The organism is Shinella pollutisoli (genome assembly GCF_024609765.1).
GTDB classification, from domain to species: Bacteria; Pseudomonadota; Alphaproteobacteria; order Rhizobiales; family Rhizobiaceae; genus Shinella; species Shinella pollutisoli.
Genome location: NZ_JANFDG010000025.1, coordinates 69,589 through 85,022, shown reverse-complemented (window position 1 = coordinate 85,022; position 15,434 = coordinate 69,589). Strand labels below are relative to the sequence as shown.

General features: G+C 68.1%; 18 protein-coding genes. 9 read left to right on the top strand and 9 right to left on the bottom strand.

Annotation, left to right across the window (positions count from 1 at the left end):
- The first annotated feature begins 69 nt into the window (after nt 1-69).
- The gene (gene rsmA / locus NNZ72_RS19150; RefSeq protein WP_257317134.1) at nt 70-897 is read left to right on the top strand and encodes a 16S rRNA (adenine(1518)-N(6)/adenine(1519)-N(6))-dimethyltransferase RsmA; all 828 of its coding nucleotides are present in this window, start codon (nt 70-72) and stop codon (nt 895-897) included.
- Nucleotides 898-980: 83 nt separating this feature from the next.
- Nucleotides 981-1,601, top strand: a complete 621-nt coding sequence (locus NNZ72_RS19145) for a methyltransferase family protein (RefSeq protein ID WP_257317132.1) — start codon at nt 981-983, stop codon at nt 1,599-1,601.
- A gap of 9 nt (nt 1,602-1,610) precedes the next feature.
- Here the strand turns inward: NNZ72_RS19145 and gmk are convergent, their stop codons facing one another.
- From gmk to fabD, 7 genes are all read right to left on the bottom strand, one after another.
- On the bottom strand, nt 1,611-2,276 hold the full coding sequence (gene gmk / locus NNZ72_RS19140) for a guanylate kinase (protein ID WP_257317131.1): 666 nt from the start codon (nt 2,274-2,276) through the stop codon (nt 1,611-1,613).
- 3 nt (nt 2,277-2,279) lie between these two features.
- Nucleotides 2,280-3,167, bottom strand: a complete 888-nt coding sequence (locus NNZ72_RS19135; protein WP_257317129.1) for a YicC/YloC family endoribonuclease — start codon at nt 3,165-3,167, stop codon at nt 2,280-2,282.
- 159 nt (nt 3,168-3,326) lie between these two features.
- On the bottom strand, nt 3,327-4,493 hold the full coding sequence (gene mltG, locus NNZ72_RS19130; protein WP_257317128.1) for an endolytic transglycosylase MltG: 1,167 nt from the start codon (nt 4,491-4,493) through the stop codon (nt 3,327-3,329).
- 172 nt (nt 4,494-4,665) lie between these two features.
- Complete coding sequence (gene fabF / locus NNZ72_RS19125; protein ID WP_257317127.1) at nt 4,666-5,925, bottom strand: beta-ketoacyl-ACP synthase II; 1,260 nt, start codon at nt 5,923-5,925, stop codon at nt 4,666-4,668.
- A 116-nt stretch (nt 5,926-6,041) separates the two neighbouring features.
- Nucleotides 6,042-6,278, bottom strand: coding sequence for an acyl carrier protein (locus tag NNZ72_RS19120; protein ID WP_003531676.1), 237 nt, complete (start codon nt 6,276-6,278; stop codon nt 6,042-6,044).
- Nucleotides 6,279-6,565: 287 nt separating this feature from the next.
- Nucleotides 6,566-7,303 carry a 3-oxoacyl-[acyl-carrier-protein] reductase gene (gene fabG / locus NNZ72_RS19115; protein ID WP_257317124.1) on the bottom strand — a complete coding sequence of 246 codons (738 nt, stop codon included), beginning with the start codon at nt 7,301-7,303 and terminating at the stop codon, nt 6,566-6,568.
- A 119-nt stretch (nt 7,304-7,422) separates the two neighbouring features.
- Nucleotides 7,423-8,364, bottom strand: coding sequence for an ACP S-malonyltransferase (gene fabD / locus NNZ72_RS19110; RefSeq protein WP_257317123.1), 942 nt, complete (start codon nt 8,362-8,364; stop codon nt 7,423-7,425).
- A gap of 207 nt (nt 8,365-8,571) precedes the next feature.
- Here fabD and NNZ72_RS19105 point away from each other — a divergent pair, with 207 nt between their 5' ends.
- Nucleotides 8,572-9,615: an aldo/keto reductase gene (locus tag NNZ72_RS19105; protein WP_257317122.1), complete on the top strand. Its 1,044-nt coding sequence runs from the start codon at nt 8,572-8,574 to the stop codon at nt 9,613-9,615.
- Nucleotides 9,616-9,619: 4 nt separating this feature from the next.
- On the top strand, nt 9,620-10,015 hold the full coding sequence (locus tag NNZ72_RS19100; RefSeq protein ID WP_257317121.1) for a TIGR03067 domain-containing protein: 396 nt from the start codon (nt 9,620-9,622) through the stop codon (nt 10,013-10,015).
- A 58-nt stretch (nt 10,016-10,073) separates the two neighbouring features.
- Here NNZ72_RS19100 and NNZ72_RS19095 read toward each other — a convergent pair whose 3' ends face one another.
- The gene (locus NNZ72_RS19095) at nt 10,074-10,400 is read right to left on the bottom strand and encodes a hypothetical protein (protein WP_257317120.1); all 327 of its coding nucleotides are present in this window, start codon (nt 10,398-10,400) and stop codon (nt 10,074-10,076) included.
- A 329-nt stretch (nt 10,401-10,729) separates the two neighbouring features.
- Here NNZ72_RS19095 and rpsF point away from each other — a divergent pair, with 329 nt between their 5' ends.
- The 5 genes from rpsF to NNZ72_RS19070 all read left to right on the top strand — a co-directional run bounded on the left by rpsF (nt 10,730) and on the right by NNZ72_RS19070 (nt 14,736).
- A complete protein-coding gene (gene rpsF, locus NNZ72_RS19090; protein ID WP_257317119.1) occupies nt 10,730-11,191 on the top strand; it encodes a 30S ribosomal protein S6 in 462 nt (153 codons plus the stop codon).
- 24 nt (nt 11,192-11,215) lie between these two features.
- The gene (gene rpsR, locus NNZ72_RS19085) at nt 11,216-11,464 is read left to right on the top strand and encodes a 30S ribosomal protein S18 (RefSeq protein ID WP_097139135.1); all 249 of its coding nucleotides are present in this window, start codon (nt 11,216-11,218) and stop codon (nt 11,462-11,464) included.
- Nucleotides 11,465-11,688: 224 nt separating this feature from the next.
- The gene (locus NNZ72_RS19080) at nt 11,689-12,660 is read left to right on the top strand and encodes a DUF2232 domain-containing protein (protein WP_257317118.1); all 972 of its coding nucleotides are present in this window, start codon (nt 11,689-11,691) and stop codon (nt 12,658-12,660) included.
- A 21-nt stretch (nt 12,661-12,681) separates the two neighbouring features.
- Complete coding sequence (gene rplI / locus NNZ72_RS19075) at nt 12,682-13,257, top strand: 50S ribosomal protein L9 (protein ID WP_257317117.1); 576 nt, start codon at nt 12,682-12,684, stop codon at nt 13,255-13,257.
- 192 nt (nt 13,258-13,449) lie between these two features.
- Nucleotides 13,450-14,736 (top strand): cyclopropane fatty acid synthase, encoded by a 1,287-nt coding sequence (locus tag NNZ72_RS19070; RefSeq protein ID WP_257317116.1) that lies wholly within the window; start codon nt 13,450-13,452, stop codon nt 14,734-14,736.
- Here NNZ72_RS19070 and NNZ72_RS19065 read toward each other — a convergent pair.
- Nucleotides 14,733-15,332, bottom strand: coding sequence for a hypothetical protein (locus NNZ72_RS19065; protein ID WP_257317115.1), 600 nt, complete (start codon nt 15,330-15,332; stop codon nt 14,733-14,735). The two genes, NNZ72_RS19070 and NNZ72_RS19065, sit on opposite strands and share 4 nt — an antisense overlap.
- Between the last annotated feature and the right edge of the window lie 102 nt (nt 15,333-15,434).

Here is a 15,434-nt window from a genome sequence, read left to right as displayed (position 1 = left end):
CATCCTCGGCCATAAACACAGTGCCCGAAAGGCAGATGTCGAAACGCATTTCATTGGTAGGGCCGCGTGATGGCGGCGCTCGACGGGCTGCCGCCGCTGCGCGAGGTGATCGCCCGCCACGGGCTCGACGCGAGGAAGGCGCTCGGCCAGAATTTCCTGCTCGACCTCAACCTGACGCAGAAGATCGCCCGCACCGCCGGCGACATCGCCAGCCACACGGTGATCGAGGTCGGCCCCGGCCCGGGCGGGCTGACGCGGGCGATCCTCGCGCTCGGCGCGAAGCGCGTGATCGCCATCGAGCGCGACGCGCGCTGCCTGCCGGCGCTCGCCGAGATTTCCGAGCATTACCCCGGCCGGCTGACGGTGATCGAGGGCGACGCGCTGAAGACCGACTTCGAGGCGCTCGCCCCCGGCGAGCCGGTGCGCATCATCGCCAACCTGCCCTACAATGTCGGCACGCAGCTTCTCGTCGACTGGCTTCTGCCGAAGCGGTGGCCGCCCTTCTGGGATTCGCTGACGCTGATGTTCCAGCGCGAGGTGGGCCTGCGCATCGTGGCGCAGGAGAACGACGACCATTACGGCCGCCTCGGCGTGCTCGCGGGCTGGCGCACGCGCGCGCGGCTCGCCTTCGACGTGCCGCCGCAGGCCTTCACCCCGCCGCCGAAAGTGACGTCGACCGTCGTCCATCTCGAGCCCGTCGCCGAGCCGCTTTCCTGCGATAGCCGCACGCTCGAGCGCGTCACCCAGGCCGCCTTCGGCCAGCGCCGGAAGATGCTGCGCCAGAGCCTGAAGCCGCTCGGCGGCGAGGCGCTGCTTTCCCGCGCCGGCATCGATCCGCAGCGGCGGGCGGAGACGCTGAGCGTGGAGGAATTCGTCAGGCTCGCGAACGCGCTCTGACGCCGGCCGGCGCCGCGCCGCTCCACGAATAAGCCACAGTCGGCGCGCAGGTGCGGAGAAACCCTCCATTCCGGGACATCGCCATGGCCGCCTTGCTCGTCACCGCCTTCAACCAGAAGAAACGCATCGTCGCGCTCTGGCTGCTCGCCCTCCTGTTCCTCGCGGTCGCCGTCTCGTCGAGGCCGGCGATCGGGTACGAGACGAGCCTGCACGAGTTCCTGGAGATCACCGGCCTGGGCTTCGTCTTCGTCGCCATCGGCGGCCGGCTGTGGAGCATCCTCTATATCGGCACGCAGAAGAACCGCGCGCTGGTGACGACAGGCCCCTATTCCATGACCCGCAACCCGCTCTACTTCTTCTCGCTGACGGGGATCTTCGGCATCGGCCTGATGTTCGGCTCGCTGCTTCTCGCCTTCGCCCTCGCCGCCGTCTGCTGCGGCGTCTTCCTCTATACCGCCCGGCGCGAGGCGGCCTATCTGCATGGCCTGTTCGGCGAGGCCTATGACGGCTACGCCGCGCGTACGCCGATGCTGGTTCCCGATCCGCGCCTCTATTGCGGCCCGGCCGAAGTCACCTTCTCGCCGGCCGCGCTCGCCACGACCTTCTTCGACAGCCTGTTCCTCATCGCGCTGCTGCCGCTCTTCGAGGGGCTGGAGGCCGCGCAGGCCGCGGGCTACCTGACGCCGCTGTTCCTCATCCCCTGAGACCGGAGGTCAGGAGGAAAGGGCCGGCGTCTCCGTCACCAGCTTCGTCACGAAGTCGAACAGGCCGTGGCGGCGGTCGCGGCGCAGGCGCTCGGCCTTGACGATGCTCTGCACCGCATCGAAGGCGACGTCGAGGTCGTCGTTGAGGATGACGTAGTCGTATTCGCGCCAGTGCTCGATCTCGGCGCGGGAATTGGCGAGCCGCGTGGCGATCACCGCCTCCGTGTCCTCCGCGCGCCGGTGCAGGCGCGACTGCAGCTCGGTCATCGACGGCGGCAGGATGAAGATCGACACGACGTCGGCCGGCATCTTCTCCTGCAATTGCTGGGCGCCCTGCCAGTCGATGTCGAACAGCATGTCGCGGCCCGCCGCCATCGCCTCCTCCACCGGCTCGCGCGGCGTGCCGTAGAAATTGCCGTGCACCTCGGCCCATTCGAGCAGGGCGTCGCTGTCGCGCAGCCGCTCGAACTCGCGCTGGTTGATGAAATGGTAGTGGCGGCCGGCGATCTCGCTCGGGCGGCGCTGGCGCGTCGTCACGCTGACGGAGAGGCTGAGGCCGGGATCGGCCTCCAGCAGGTTGCGGGCGATGGTCGACTTGCCCGCCCCCGAGGGCGAGGAGATGACGAGCATCAGCCCGCGCCGCTCGATTTGGATGTGTTTCGACCCCTCGGCCATGCCCTACTCCAGATTCTGGACCTGTTCCCGGAACTGGTCGATGACGACCTTCAGCTCGATGCCGGCGGCGGTGACCGCCGCGGCGTTGGACTTGGAACAGATAGTGTTCGATTCCCTGTTGAATTCCTGGGCGAGGAAGTCGAGCTTGCGCCCGACCGGCCCGCCCCCGGCGATGAGCTCGCGCGCCGCCACCACATGCGCCTTCAGCCGGTCGACCTCCTCGCGCAGATCCGCCTTGGTGGCAAGGAGTGCTGCCTCCTGGTGCAGCCGGTCGCGGTCGAGCGCCGTCGCTCCCTGCAGGAGTGCGGCCACCTGTCCGGCAAGCCTCTCGGCGATCGCCGCGACGCTGCGGGACGGATCGGCCTCGACCTGCGCCGTCAGTCGCTCGATGCGCTCGACCTGGCCGAGCAGCACGCCGGCGAGCGCCTCGCCCTCGCCGCGGCGCATCCCGGCAAGCCGCGCCAGCGCCTTCTCGAGGCCCGCGCGGATGTCGCGGTCGCGCGCCCCGCGCTCCGCCTCGCTTTCCTCCGCCTCGCGGAAGTCGACGATGCCGCGCACCGAAAGAAGCGTGTCGAGCCGCGGCGACGCCGGGTCGACGATGCCGGCGAGCCGGTCGCGCAGCGCAAGGACGGCCGCAAGCGCCCCCTCGTTCACCACCGCCTCGATCTGCGGCTCGCTGACGGCGACGGTGAGCCCCACCTGCATGTTGCCGCGGGAGAAGGTCTCGCCGGCGAGCCGGCGCACGTCCGTCTCCAGCGCCTCGAAGCCGGGCGGCAGGCGCAGGCGGAGGTCCAGCCCCTTGCCGTTGACCGAGCGCAGCTCCCAGGCCCAGCGCGTGCGCCCGCTGGTGCCCTCGACCCGCGCGAAGCCGGTCATCGATTGCAGTGCCATCTCTCCCCTCCATCGGCATCCGCGCGCGGCCCCCCGGCCTCCGCGCGAACGCGCCGTTCAAAGTGCAGCAGTTTCACGGGGTTGGAAACGGCCCGGCGCGGACAAAGCGCGGCGATCCACATCAAAGCGCGGGATCGCGCGCATCGCTCCCGCCGCCCGCTATTGCGACTGCACCTTTTCCTCTTCGAGCTTCGCCTTCTCGGCCTCCAGCTTGCGCCAGCGGCGGACGTTCTGGTTGTGCTCGTCCAGCGTCTCGGCGAAGGCGTGGCCGCCCGTGCCGTCGGCGACGAAATAGAGGTCGGCGGTGCGCGAGGGATTGGCGACGGCCTCCAGCGCCGCGCGGCCCGGATTGGCGATCGGCGTCGGCGGCAGGCCCTTGATGATGTAGGTGTTGTAGGGCGTCTCTTTTTCGAGGTCGGACTGGAAGATCGGCCGGTCGGCCGGCTTTCCGTCGCCGCCGAAGATGCCGTAGACGATGGTCGGGTCGGACTGGAGCCGCATGCCCTTCTCCAGCCGGTTGAGGAAGACCGAGGCGACGCGCGGCCGCTCGTCGGCCCGGCCGGTCTCCTTCTCGACGATCGAGGCGAGCGTGACGAACTCCTCGCGCGTGGCGATCGGCAGGTCGTCGTCGCGCTTCTCCCAGATCTGGTCGATCAGCGTCTTCTGCGCGGCGAGCATCTGCTGGAGGATGTCGGCGCGCTTGGTGCCGCGCGAGAACTTGTAGGTGTCGGGCATCAGCGAGCCCTCCACCGGCAGCTCCTCCGGCAGGTCGCCTTCCAGCACCGGGTCGTCGGCGAGCCGCTTGAAGACCTGCTTGACCGTCAGCCCCTCGGGGACGGAGACGCTGTAGAGGATCGACTTGCCGGACTTCAGCAGTTCCATGATGTCGTGCATGGAACTGCCGGCCTTGATCTCGTACTCGCCGGCCTTCAGCGTCTCGCCGTCGAGATAGACGCGCGTCAGCACGCGGAAGACGCGGCTGTCGGTGATGATGTCGTTGCGCTCCAGGTTGGCGGCGATCTCGTTGAGGCCGGCGCCGCCGCGCACGATGAAGTTGGTGTTGGCGGCGAGCGGCCCCGGCTCCTGGAAGCTCTTGACGCCGTAGTAGAAGATGCCGGCGGCGGCGATGGTCGAAAAGACGATCACCGTCATGACGAAGTTCAGGAAGATGACGACCTGGCTGCGCGCCTTGCGCGAGCGGCGCGGCGGCTGCGGCACGCGCTCCGGGCGCAGCGCCTCATTGGCCGATTTCGGGATGATCGGTCCCCTGCCGCCCGTCTCGCCGCGGCCAAACGGCGTCTCGCCGGGTTCGTTCGTGTCGCTCACAGGCTGTCCTCGTGTCCATTCTTGTTCTTACGCAATTCCGAACGCAAAACCACTCACATTCCGCGGGAATTGCTCCGTCACTGCTTCGATGTCCTTGCATCAGAGCAATACGGCAAAAAGCAGGATCGAGCCTGTCGTCCCGCCGGATGGGGGACCGGCCGACCTTTCGGGCTCAGGCGTAGCGCCTGAGGACCAGGGAGGCGTTCGTTCCGCCGAAGCCGAAGGAGTTGGAAAGGGCCACGTCGATCGTCCGCTTGCGCGCCTTGTGCGGCACGAGGTCGATCTCGGTCTCCACGTCCGGATTGTCGAGGTTCAGCGTCGGCGGGGCGATGTTATCGCGGATCGCCAGCGTGGTGAAGATCGCCTCGACGGCGCCGGCCGCACCCAGCAGGTGGCCGATCGCCGACTTGGTGGACGACATGGAGATGCGCGGCGCGGCATCGCCGACCAGCCGCTCGACGGCGCCGAGCTCGATCGTGTCGGCCATGGTCGAGGTGCCGTGGGCGTTGATGTAGTCGATCTCGTCCGCCGAGATGCCGGCGCGCTTCAGCGCCATCGTCATGCAGCGATAGGCGCCGTCGCCGTCCTCGGAGGGCGCGGTGATGTGGAAGGCGTCGCCGGACAGGCCGTAGCCGACCACCTCGGCGTAGATCTTCGCGCCGCGCGCCCTGGCGTGCTCCAGCTCCTCCAGCACGACGATGCCGGCGCCCTCGCCCATGACGAAGCCGTCGCGGTCGCGGTCGTAGGGGCGCGAGGCGGCGGTCGGGTCGTCGTTGCGCGCCGTCGACAGCGCCTTGCAGGCGGAAAATCCGGCGAGCGACATGCGGCAGATCGGCGATTCCGTGCCGCCGGCCACCATGACGTCGGCGTCGCCGAGCGCGATCAGGCGGCTCGCGTCGCCGATGGCGTGCGCGCCGGTCGAGCAGGCGGTGACGACCGAATGGTTCGGCCCGCGCAGCTTGTGGCGGATGGAGACGTGGCCCGAGGCGAGGTTGATCAGGCGGCCGGGGATGAAGAAGGGCGAAATGCGGCGCGGGCCCTTGTCGCGCAGCGTGTAGCCGGCCTCGACGATGCCCTCCAGCCCGCCGATGCCCGAGCCGATCAGGACGCCGGTGGCGATCTGGTCCGCGTCGGTCTTCGGATGCCAGCCGGCATCCTCGAGCGCCATGTCGGCGGCGGCGATCGCGTAGATGATGAAGGGGTCGACCTTGCGCTGCTCCTTCTGCTCGAGCCACTGGTCGGGATCGAAGGTGCCGTCGGAACCGTCGCCGGTCGGGATCATGCAGGCGATGCGTGCGGGAAGATCGTCGACCTCGAAGCCGGTCACCCTTACCGCACCGCTCCGGCCGTCGAGAAGCCGGGCCCAGGTCACCTCGGTACCACAGCCCAGCGGAGATACCATGCCGGTACCCGTGATAACGACACGCCTCATCGTCCGTGATCCACCCTTGTTGTTCTGTTATCTCTTCCCTCTGAACGAGGTGGTGCGGCCTCCCCGGACGGAGACCGGGACGGGCCGCCTGCGGCGGCCCGCCGGATGTCGGTCGATCAGGCCTGGGCCTTCTCGATGAACTTGACGGCGTCGCCGACGGTCAGGATCGAGTCGGCCGCATCGTCCGGAATCTCGACGCCGAACTCTTCCTCGAAGGCCATGACCAGTTCGACGGTGTCGAGCGAGTCCGCGCCAAGATCATCGATGAAGCTCGCGCCTTCGCTGACCTTTTCGGCGTCAACGCCCAGATGATCAATGACAATTTTCTTTACGCGTTCTGCGATATCGCTCATGTCGGATTCCTCGACCTTTGTTTTTGATCGGCGCCGTTTCACGGGCGCCGGACACTCAACGCTACCCGACATGCCGCAAGGCACGTCCGGCAATCCCTTTACAACCGGCAATGCGGCATCGGCGATGCGGTTCCCTGACCCCCGATCACGCGGACATTATCTCGGCCGACTGCTGGCAGTCATGGCCCGATTAACACGGTTTAGGCCTGCCGCAAAGTCCGAAAATGGCCGGCAAGCCGGTGGTCAACATGCTATTTCAGCCTTTCGGACCAAGCCTTTCCGCCCGTTCAGATCATCGCCATGCCGCCGTTGACGTGCAGCGTCTGGCCCGTCATGTAGGCGGCTTCCGAGGAGGCGAGATAGGCCACGGCCGAGGCGACTTCCGCGCCGGTGCCCATGCGCTTCATCGGGATCGCCCCCATGATCGCCTCCTTCTGCTTGTCGTTGAGCTTGCCGGTCATCGCACTCTCGATGAAGCCGGGCGCCACGCAGTTGACGGTGACGTTGCGCGTGGCGATCTCCTGGGCGAGCGACTTGGTGAAGCCGATCATGCCGGCCTTGGAGGCGCAGTAGTTGGCCTGGCCCGGATTGCCGGTGACGCCGACGACGGAGGTGATGTTGACGATGCGGCCGTAGCGGCGGCGCATCATCGGGTGGGTGAGCTCGCGCGTCAGCCGGAAGACGGCGGTGAGGTTGACCTCCAGCACGGCGTCCCAGTCCTCATCGCTCATGCGCACGAACAGGCCGTCCTTGGTGATGCCGGCATTGTTGACGAGGATGTCGACGCCGCCGAGATCGGCCTCGGCCTTCTCGCCGAGCGCCTTCACCTCGGCGCGGTCGGAGAGGTTGGCCGGGAAGATGTGGACGCGCTCGCCGAGCTCGCCCGCCAGCGCCTCCAGCTTCTCGACGCGCGTGCCGTGCAGGCCGACGACGGCGCCCTGGGCATGCAGCACGCGGGCGATCTCCTCGCCGATGCCGCCGGATGCGCCGGTAACGAGGGCCTTGCGGCCGGAAAGATCGAACATGGGGTTGGTTCCTCTCACTATGGCGAGTAGCGAATAGGGAGTAGCGAATGGAGAAAGAAAGAAGGAATGCAGCGCCCGTTTCTATTCGCTATTCGCTATTCGCTATTCGCTATTCGCCCTCAAATCAGCACGGAAAGCGCATTGTCGATATCCACCGCCGTCCCCACCGCGATGCCGGTGACGGACTTGTCGATGCGGCGGGCAAGCCCCGTCAGCACCTTGCCGGAGCCGATCTCGTAAAGGGTCGTCACGTCGTTTGCCGCGAACCACTCGACCGTCTCGCGCCAGCGCACCCGGCCGGTGACCTGCTCGACGAGCAGGCGGACGATCTCGTCGGGATCGCTGACGGGGGCGGCGCGCACGTTGGCGACAAGCGGAACGGCCGGCGCCCTGGCGGCGACGCCCGCGAGCGCCTCGCGCATGGCGTCGGCGGCCGGGCCCATCAGGGCGGAATGGAAAGGCGCGGAGACGGAGAGCATCAGCGCGCGCTTGGCGCCCCGGTCGGTGGCGAGCCTCGCGGCGATCTCCACCGCCGGCTTCGAGCCGGAGATGACGAGCTGGCCGCCGCCGTTGTCGTTGGCCACCTGACAGCTTCCGCCCGTCGACGCCTCGCGGCAGACCGCCTCCACCTCGGCCTCGTCGAGGCCGATGATCGCGGCCATCGCGCCCTCGCCCACCGGCACGGCCGACTGCATGGCGTTGCCGCGGATGCGCAGGAGCCGCGCGGTGTCGGCAAGCGAGAAGGTGCCGGCGGCACAGAGCGCCGAATATTCGCCGAGCGAGTGGCCGGCGACGTGGGAGACCCTGTCCTTCAGCGACAGGCCGCGCGCTTCCAGGACGCGCATGACGGCGATCGAGACCGCCATCAGCGCCGGCTGGGCGTTCGCCGTCAGCGTCAGCGTCTCCTCCGGCCCCTCGAACATCACGGCGGAGAGCGTCTCGCCGAGCGCCTCGTCGACCTCCGCGAAAACGGCGCGCGCCTCGGAAAAGGCCTCTGCGAGGTCCTTGCCCATGCCGACGGCCTGGCTGCCCTGGCCCGGAAAGGTGAATGCAACGCTCATCTTGAGGGTTTCTCCCGTTTCTCGTTTTCCTTTTCCATTCACATTCCCTCCGCCGGAGTCAAGGCGTGCCGGCCGCAGCGCGTGGCGACGGCGCGGCGAATCCGGCGCCGTGCACAGGGAATCGCCGCCGGCCCGGCCGTGCCGTCTTGCACTTCCCGGCGAGCGGCCTACATTCGCGCCGCTCTTGTCAAAAGGAAATTCCCGTCCATGAAATACAATCCGCTCGGCCGGACCGGCATCCGCGTGTCGGAAATCTGCCTCGGCACGATGACCTGGGGCTCGCAGAACAGCGAGCACGAGGCGCACGAACAGCTCGACTACGCGCTCGACCAGGGCGTCAACTTCATCGATACCGCCGAACTCTACCCGACCACGCCGCCGTCCGCCGAGACCTACGGCGATACGGAACGCTTCATCGGCTCGTGGCTCGCCGCCCGCGGCAACCGCGACCGGGTGGTCCTCGCCTCCAAGGTCGCGGGCCCCGGCCGCTCCTACATCCGCGGCGGCGCGCCGGCGGGCCGCGCGGGCATGTTCAAGGCGATCGACGACAGCCTGGCGCGGCTTCGGACCGACTATCTCGACCTCTACCAGCTCCACTGGCCGAACCGCGAGCACTATCATTTCCGCGGCGCCTGGGGCTACACGCCCTCGCGCAACGACCGGCAGAAGGCGGTCGACGACATAGTCGAGCTGCTGGAGGCGCTGGACGAGCTCGTCAAGGCGGGCAAGGTGCGCGCCGTCGGCCTCTCCAACGAGACGGCCTGGGGCACGATGCAGTTCCTGAAGCACGCCGAGGCCAGGGGCCTGCCGCGCATGGCCTCGGTGCAGAACGAATACAACCTGCTCTACCGCAGCCACGACCTCGACATGGCCGAGCTGTCGCACCAGGAGGACGTGGGCCTGCTCGCCTATTCGCCGCTCGCCGCCGGGCTGCTCACCGGCAAGTACCTCGACGGCGCCCGGCCCGAGGGCTCGCGGCTGACGAGGAACCACGACCTCGGCGGCCGCTACCAGCCGCACCAGGAACCGGCCGTGCGCGCCTATGTCGACCTTGCGGCCGAGCACGGGCTCGACCCGGCGCAGATGGCGCTCGCCTTCTGCCTCGCGCGCCCGTTCATGACGTCGGTCATCATCGGCGCGACGACGATGGCGCAGCTGAAGACCGACATCGCCGCCGCGGGCGTGACGCTCCCGCAGGAGGTGACGAACGGCATCCGCCGCATCCACCGGCTCTATCCGGCGCCGATCTGACGGCATGGAGGAGCCCGCCGAAAACAGCACCGCACGCGACCTGCGCATGCTGCAGGGCGAATGGATGCAGGTCCGCTTCGAGGAAAACGGCGTCGCCGACGCGCCGGACGAGCATTCGGCGCCGGGCGCGATCCTGACCATCCGGGGACAGGCCTTCCGCGTCGCCGTGCCGGGCGCGGCGCCGATCCTCGAGGGACGCTTCGTTCTCGACGCCTCCACCGTGCCGAAGTCCATCACCTGGACCGATGCGACGGGCGCGGATGCCGGCAAGCCGCTTCCCGCCATCTACACGCTCGACGGGACGACGTTCACCTTCCTCGCGGCCGATGCGGACATGGCACGGCCCGACGCGTTCGGCGCCGGGCCGGGATTGACGCTGCGCAGCCTGCGGCGGCTTTAACGACGAAAGACGGCCGCGGATGATCGTCCAGGGCCGTCTTTCTGCGTCATTGCCGCGATTACTGCGCGCCGCCCTCGGGCTGCGTCTGGAGCGGCTGCTGGGTGCCTGCCGCGCCGTCGTCGGCGGTGCCGCCCGGCGTGGTGGGCTGGACATCCGTCGTGCCGCCACCGGCCGGCGCCGTGTCCTGCGTGCCGATCGACGAGGTGTTGGCGTTCGGGTCGATGCCGTCGGACGGGCCGCTGGTGGCGAAGTAGATCGCGCCGACGGCGACCAGCACCGCGACGATCACGGCAACGGCCCAGCCGCCGGTTCCGGTGCTGCGGCTGTGGACGACGGTCGGGCCGCGTTCTTCCGGCGGACGGTTGTCAGGCGTATAGTCTGGCATGTCTTGCACTCCCATCTGATTGCACGTTAGCTTCCGGCAGGACAACGCGTGTGGAGCCTTCCGGTTCCCCGCCCCTTGCATTGGCGCGAAAAATCCGTATAAGCGCGCTGTTCAAAACACCCGGGTCTCCGGCTGGTGGCTGAACGGAGGGCCGGCGCTTCCCGCAGGGGAACGCCGATCGGGGCCGAGGGCTCCAGCCTCCCGTGTCTCCGCTCTCGACCGTCTGATGATACGCTTTCTTGCTTCGGGCTTTGCCGCCCTTGAGAACTGTCGTTGAGGCTTGGCGCCGGTTTCGGGTGTAGGATCAAACGCAAGAAAGGCAAAGCCACATGGCTCTCTACGAACATGTCTTCCTGGCACGCCAGGACGTGTCCGCCCAGCAGGTGGACGCTCTCGTCGAACAGTACAAGGGCGTCATCGAAGCGAACGGCGGCAAGGTCGGCCGGGTCGAGAACTGGGGCCTCAAGTCCCTGACCTACCGCATCAAGAAGAACCGCAAGGCGCATTACGCGCTGATGGACATCGACGCTCCGGCCGCCGCCGTGCAGGAGATGGAACGTCAGATGCGCATCAACGAAGACATCCTGCGCTACATGACCATCGCCGTCGAGGCCCATGAAGAAGGCCCGTCCGCGATGATGCAGAAGCGCGACCGCGACGACCGTCCGCGCCGCGACGGCGACGACCGCGGCCCGCGCCGCGACTTCGGCGACCGTGGCCCGCGCCGCGACGGCGACCGCGGCCCGCGCCGCGACGGCGACCAGCGCCCGCCGCGCGAAGACCGCGCGTAATCGAAGCAGAAGGAGACAAAGACAATGGCTGATATTTCTTCCGCTCCGGCCCGCCGTCCGTTCCACCGCCGCCGCAAGACCTGCCCGTTCTCCGGCGCCAACGCCCCGAAGATCGACTACAAGGACGTGCGCCTGCTGTCGCGCTACATTTCCGAGCGCGGCAAGATCGTGCCCTCCCGCATCACGGCCGTTTCCCAGAAGAAGCAGCGCGAGCTCGCCAAGGCGATCAAGCGCGCCCGCTTCCTCGGCCTGCTGCCCTACGTCGTCGCGTAAAGGCGGCTTTCCCGGCGGCATGACTCCGGGGAATGACCCTGCGGCATGACTCGACGTCAGGCCCGCGGGTCCCGACTCAAGGGGAAGACGGCGCAGGCCGCCTTCCCGCCTCCCTTCCGCGATGGGCGCGGATCGGAACCGACAAACCCCATGTTGGGGAGCCGTTCCCGAATCCTTTTCCCGGGAAACTCCTCTAACTGTCTGACCGGACAGGACAGCGAGACGTGAAGACGCTAACGCCGACATCGATTGCGACCGGCCTCGTCGCCGGAGTGACCGCCGCTCTGCTGTCGCTGAGCGCGAATGCGCAGTCGTCGTTCGCCATCGTGCTCTACGCGGCGTCGGCGCTGCCGATCCTGATCGCCGGCCTCGGCTGGGGCAATGCCAGCGCCGTCGTCGCCATCGCCGCCGCCGCCGTCACCGCCGCCCTCACGGTCTCCTCACATTTCGCGCTTCTGATCGTCATCATCACGCTCGTCCCGGCGGGCTGGCTCAGCCACCTCGCCAACCTCGCCCGCCCCGCCGCCGAGCTCGGCGGCCCGGACGACGCGCTCGCCTGGTATCCGCTCTCCAACATCCTCGCCCACCTCGCCGTCATGGTGACGCTCGGCATGATCGCGGTCGGCGCTATCGTCGGCTACGACAGCGCCATGGCGAGCCAGCTCGTCGACATCGTCGTCGAGGCGCTGAAGGCGCAGGAACCGCTCTACAATCCGGATGCCGCGGCGGTCGCCCAGCTGAAGTCCGTCTTCGCGCTGGCGCTGCCGCTGGTGCAGGGCGCGCTCTGGGTGTTCCTGCTGTTCGCGGCCTACTATCTTGCGACCTTCATCGTGCGCGTCTCGGGCAAGGGCCTGCGGCCGCGCGAGGACATGCCGGCCTCGCTGCGCATGCACCGCAACGGCATCTTCTTCTTCCTCGCCGGCCTCGTCCTCGCCTTCCTCGGCGGCGTGCCGGCGATCATCGGCGCGCTCGTCTGCGGCACATTCGGGGCCGGCTTCGTGCTTTCCGGCTTCGCGAGCCTGCACTACCGGACGCGCGGCAAGCCCTGGCGGCTCGCCGCCCTCTGGCTCGTCTACATCTCGGTGCTGCTCTTCACGGTGCCGATCCTCGTCATCCTCATCCTGGGTCTTGCGGACACGCGGCGCACCATCGCGCTGACGCCCGCCGGCCCGGCCAACAACAACCGGAACACCTGAACTCAACGAAAGGAAAGATCCATGGACGTCATTCTCCTCGAACGCATCGCCAAGCTCGGCCAGATGGGCGAGACGGTGAAGGTGCGCGACGGCTTCGCCCGCAACTACCTGCTGCCGCTCGGCAAGGCGCTGCGCGCCAACGAAGCCAACAAGAAGCGCTTCGAGGCCGAGCGCGCCACGCTCGAAGCCCGCAACCTCGAGCGCAAGTCGGAGGCCCAGAAGGTCGCCGAAGAGCTCGACGGCAAGTCCTTCGTCGTCATCCGCTCGGCCGGCGAAACCGGCCAGCTCTACGGTTCGGTCGCCGCCCGCGACATCGTCGAGACGCTCGCTGCCGAAGGCTTCAACATCGGCCGCAACCAGGTCGAGCTCAACACGCCGATCAAGGCGATCGGCCTGCACGCCGTCGTCCTGCACCTGCACTCGGAAGTCGAGATCAAGGTCGAGATCAACGTCGCCCGCTCGGCCGACGAGGCCGAGCGCCAGGCCAAGGGCGAGAGCCTGACGTCGGCCGACGCCATCTACGGCGTCGACGAGGACGCGCTGAAGCCGGAAGACTTCTTCGACCCGGACGCCGACCGCGACGGCGAGGAAGCCTGATAGACCACTCGAAGGGCCGGCAATCGCCGGCCCTTCCGCTTTTCCGGCCGATGGCCAAAAAGCACGGGTTGAAATCCCCGATTTTCCGCTATTATCTTAACTTTGTTAAATTGGATTGGCGGTCGGGCCGCTACCGAGGGCCGGTTTCCGACCAGACCCGTTCCGCCGCTGTTGCGTGACGGAGTTCAGCGGATGAAATTCATTGTCGACAGCCTCGTGTCCCGCCTCGTCCAGACGGGCGACCTGACCATCACCTATCCCGACGGCAGCGCCGGAACCTATGGGGACCGCAAGGGCCGGCGGGTCCACATACGCGTCAACACGAGGAAGGCGCTCTTCGGCCTCGCCTTCGACCCGGCCTACTATCTCGGCCACTACTACGGCACCGGCGACATCGACGTCGTCGAGGGCGAGATGTACGACCTGCTGGAGACCGTCTTCACCGGCAATCCGGACTTCAAGTACTACGACACGCGCTGGAACCGGATGCTCGACCGGCTGCGCTACCTCGTGCGCTGGTTCCGCCAGAAGAACGGCATCGTCCGCTCGCGGCGCAACGTCCAGCACCACTACGACCTCACCGGCGCGCTCTACGACCTGTTCCTCGACGAGGACCGGCAATATTCCTGCGCCTATTTCGAGCGACCCGACCAGACGCTGGACGAGGCGCAGCTCGCCAAGAAGCGCCACATCGCCGCCAAGCTCCACATCAACCGGCCGGGCCAGACGGTGCTCGACATCGGCTGCGGCTGGGGCGGCATGGCGCTCTACCTCGCCCGCCACATGGGCGCGAAGGTGACGGGCGTCACGCTCTCCGACGAGCAGCATGCGCTGGCGGAGAAGCGCGCCCGCGACGCCGGCCTCGACGATACGGTCTCCTTCCTGCTGCAGGACTACCGCAACACCGAGGGGCCGTTCGACCGCATCGTCTCGGTCGGCATGTTCGAGCATGTCGGCCGGCCGAACTACCTCACCTATTTCCGCAAGAGCGCCGCCCTCCTGAAGCGCGACGGCGTGATGCTGCTGCACACGATCGGCCGCACCGACCGGCCGGCGGCCAACAACCCGTTCATCGAGAAGTACATCTTCCCCGGCGGCTACATCCCGGCGCTGTCGGAGATCATGCAGTCGGTGGAGAAGAGCGGTCTCGCCATTACCGACATCGAGATCCTCAGGCTCCACTACGCCCAGACGCTCCGCCACTGGCGCACGCGCTTCATGGCCCGGCGCGAGGAGGCGAAGGCGCTCTACGACGAACGCTTCTGCCGCATCTGGGAATTCTACCTCGCGGCCTCCGAAAGCGCCTTCCGCTGGCAGAACCTCGTCGTCTTCCAGCTCCAGCTCGTGCACGACCAGGAGGCGGTGCCGCTGACGCGCGACTATATCGGCCGCGACGAGGACTGCCTGCGCGCGCACGAGGCCAATCCCAAGGGCGAGCGGCGCGGCGCGCGGCAGTTCCCGCAGGAGGCGTCGATCTAGTCTTGCCTCGGCTGGAGCACGGCCACCTTGCAGAGGCGGGCGACGGCCGACAGCGCCCTCAGACCCCGCTCGCGCTGCTCGTCGTCCGTCATGGCGAGGTCGAGCCGGTCGCCGCAGGAGGTGGGCTTCGACTGCTCCTCGCCGGCAAGCGACAGCCGGCTCATGCAGGAGACCCCCTCGCCCGTCAGCACCACCTGCTCGGCGCGCGGGTCGTCGAAGGGAATCGCGTTCGTCTCGGCGATCATGTCGTCGACCGAGGCGTAAGCCGCGACGGCGGCGATGCGGCCGAGATCGGTGATGGTGAGCGTGAGGTTCGCCCAGCGGCCGGGGAACTGCAGCGCGGAGATCGTGCGCGAGCGGCAGGGCTCCAGCGCCAGCTCCAGCCGGGTGACGAGGCGCGGGGCGTCCGGGTTGTCGATGATCGAATAGTAGATGTCGGCGGCCCCGTCGTGGCCCGGCTTCTCGCCGTCGGTCGCAAGGCCGAGCAGCACGGCATGCGCCTCGCGCAGCGCGTCCTCCCGCTCCCCGGCCGCGGCATGGCCGGCCGCAAGCGCCAACGCGGCCGCAAGTGCCGCCGCCCCTGTCCAATGTCGCATCGTGACTGTCCCTAGAAGGCCCCGCGGCCGGGTCCCGGCCGCTTTTTTCTTTCAGCATAGTCCCCCGCGCGAAGGGCGGCAATCGCAGCGGAGGGGATTGGG

Bases quoted from the DNA above. Each gene is read 5' to 3' on its own strand.
- NNZ72_RS19100 (WP_257317121.1), top strand. From the start codon at position 9,620: ATGGAGGAGCCCGCCGAAAACAGCACCGCACGCGACCTGCGCATGCTG.
- fabG (WP_257317124.1), bottom strand. From the start codon at position 7,303: ATGTTCGATCTTTCCGGCCGCAAGGCCCTCGTTACCGGCGCATCCGGC.
- gmk (WP_257317131.1), bottom strand. From the start codon at position 2,276: ATGGCCGAGGGGTCGAAACACATCCAAATCGAGCGGCGCGGGCTGATG.
- NNZ72_RS19095 (WP_257317120.1), bottom strand. From the start codon at position 10,400: ATGCCAGACTATACGCCTGACAACCGTCCGCCGGAAGAACGCGGCCCG.
- fabF (WP_257317127.1), bottom strand. From the start codon at position 5,925: ATGAGGCGTGTCGTTATCACGGGTACCGGCATGGTATCTCCGCTGGGC.
- rpsF (WP_257317119.1), top strand. From the start codon at position 10,730: ATGGCTCTCTACGAACATGTCTTCCTGGCACGCCAGGACGTGTCCGCC.
- NNZ72_RS19065 (WP_257317115.1), bottom strand. From the start codon at position 15,332: ATGCGACATTGGACAGGGGCGGCGGCACTTGCGGCCGCGTTGGCGCTT.
- NNZ72_RS19070 (WP_257317116.1), top strand. From the start codon at position 13,450: ATGAAATTCATTGTCGACAGCCTCGTGTCCCGCCTCGTCCAGACGGGC.
- fabD (WP_257317123.1), bottom strand. From the start codon at position 8,364: ATGAGCGTTGCATTCACCTTTCCGGGCCAGGGCAGCCAGGCCGTCGGC.
- NNZ72_RS19135 (WP_257317129.1), bottom strand. From the start codon at position 3,167: ATGGCACTGCAATCGATGACCGGCTTCGCGCGGGTCGAGGGCACCAGC.
- NNZ72_RS19145 (WP_257317132.1), top strand. From the start codon at position 981: ATGGCCGCCTTGCTCGTCACCGCCTTCAACCAGAAGAAACGCATCGTC.
- NNZ72_RS19120 (WP_003531676.1), bottom strand. From the start codon at position 6,278: ATGAGCGATATCGCAGAACGCGTAAAGAAAATTGTCATTGATCATCTG.
- rpsR (WP_097139135.1), top strand. From the start codon at position 11,216: ATGGCTGATATTTCTTCCGCTCCGGCCCGCCGTCCGTTCCACCGCCGC.
- rplI (WP_257317117.1), top strand. From the start codon at position 12,682: ATGGACGTCATTCTCCTCGAACGCATCGCCAAGCTCGGCCAGATGGGC.
- rsmA (WP_257317134.1), top strand. From the start codon at position 70: ATGGCGGCGCTCGACGGGCTGCCGCCGCTGCGCGAGGTGATCGCCCGC.
- NNZ72_RS19105 (WP_257317122.1), top strand. From the start codon at position 8,572: ATGAAATACAATCCGCTCGGCCGGACCGGCATCCGCGTGTCGGAAATC.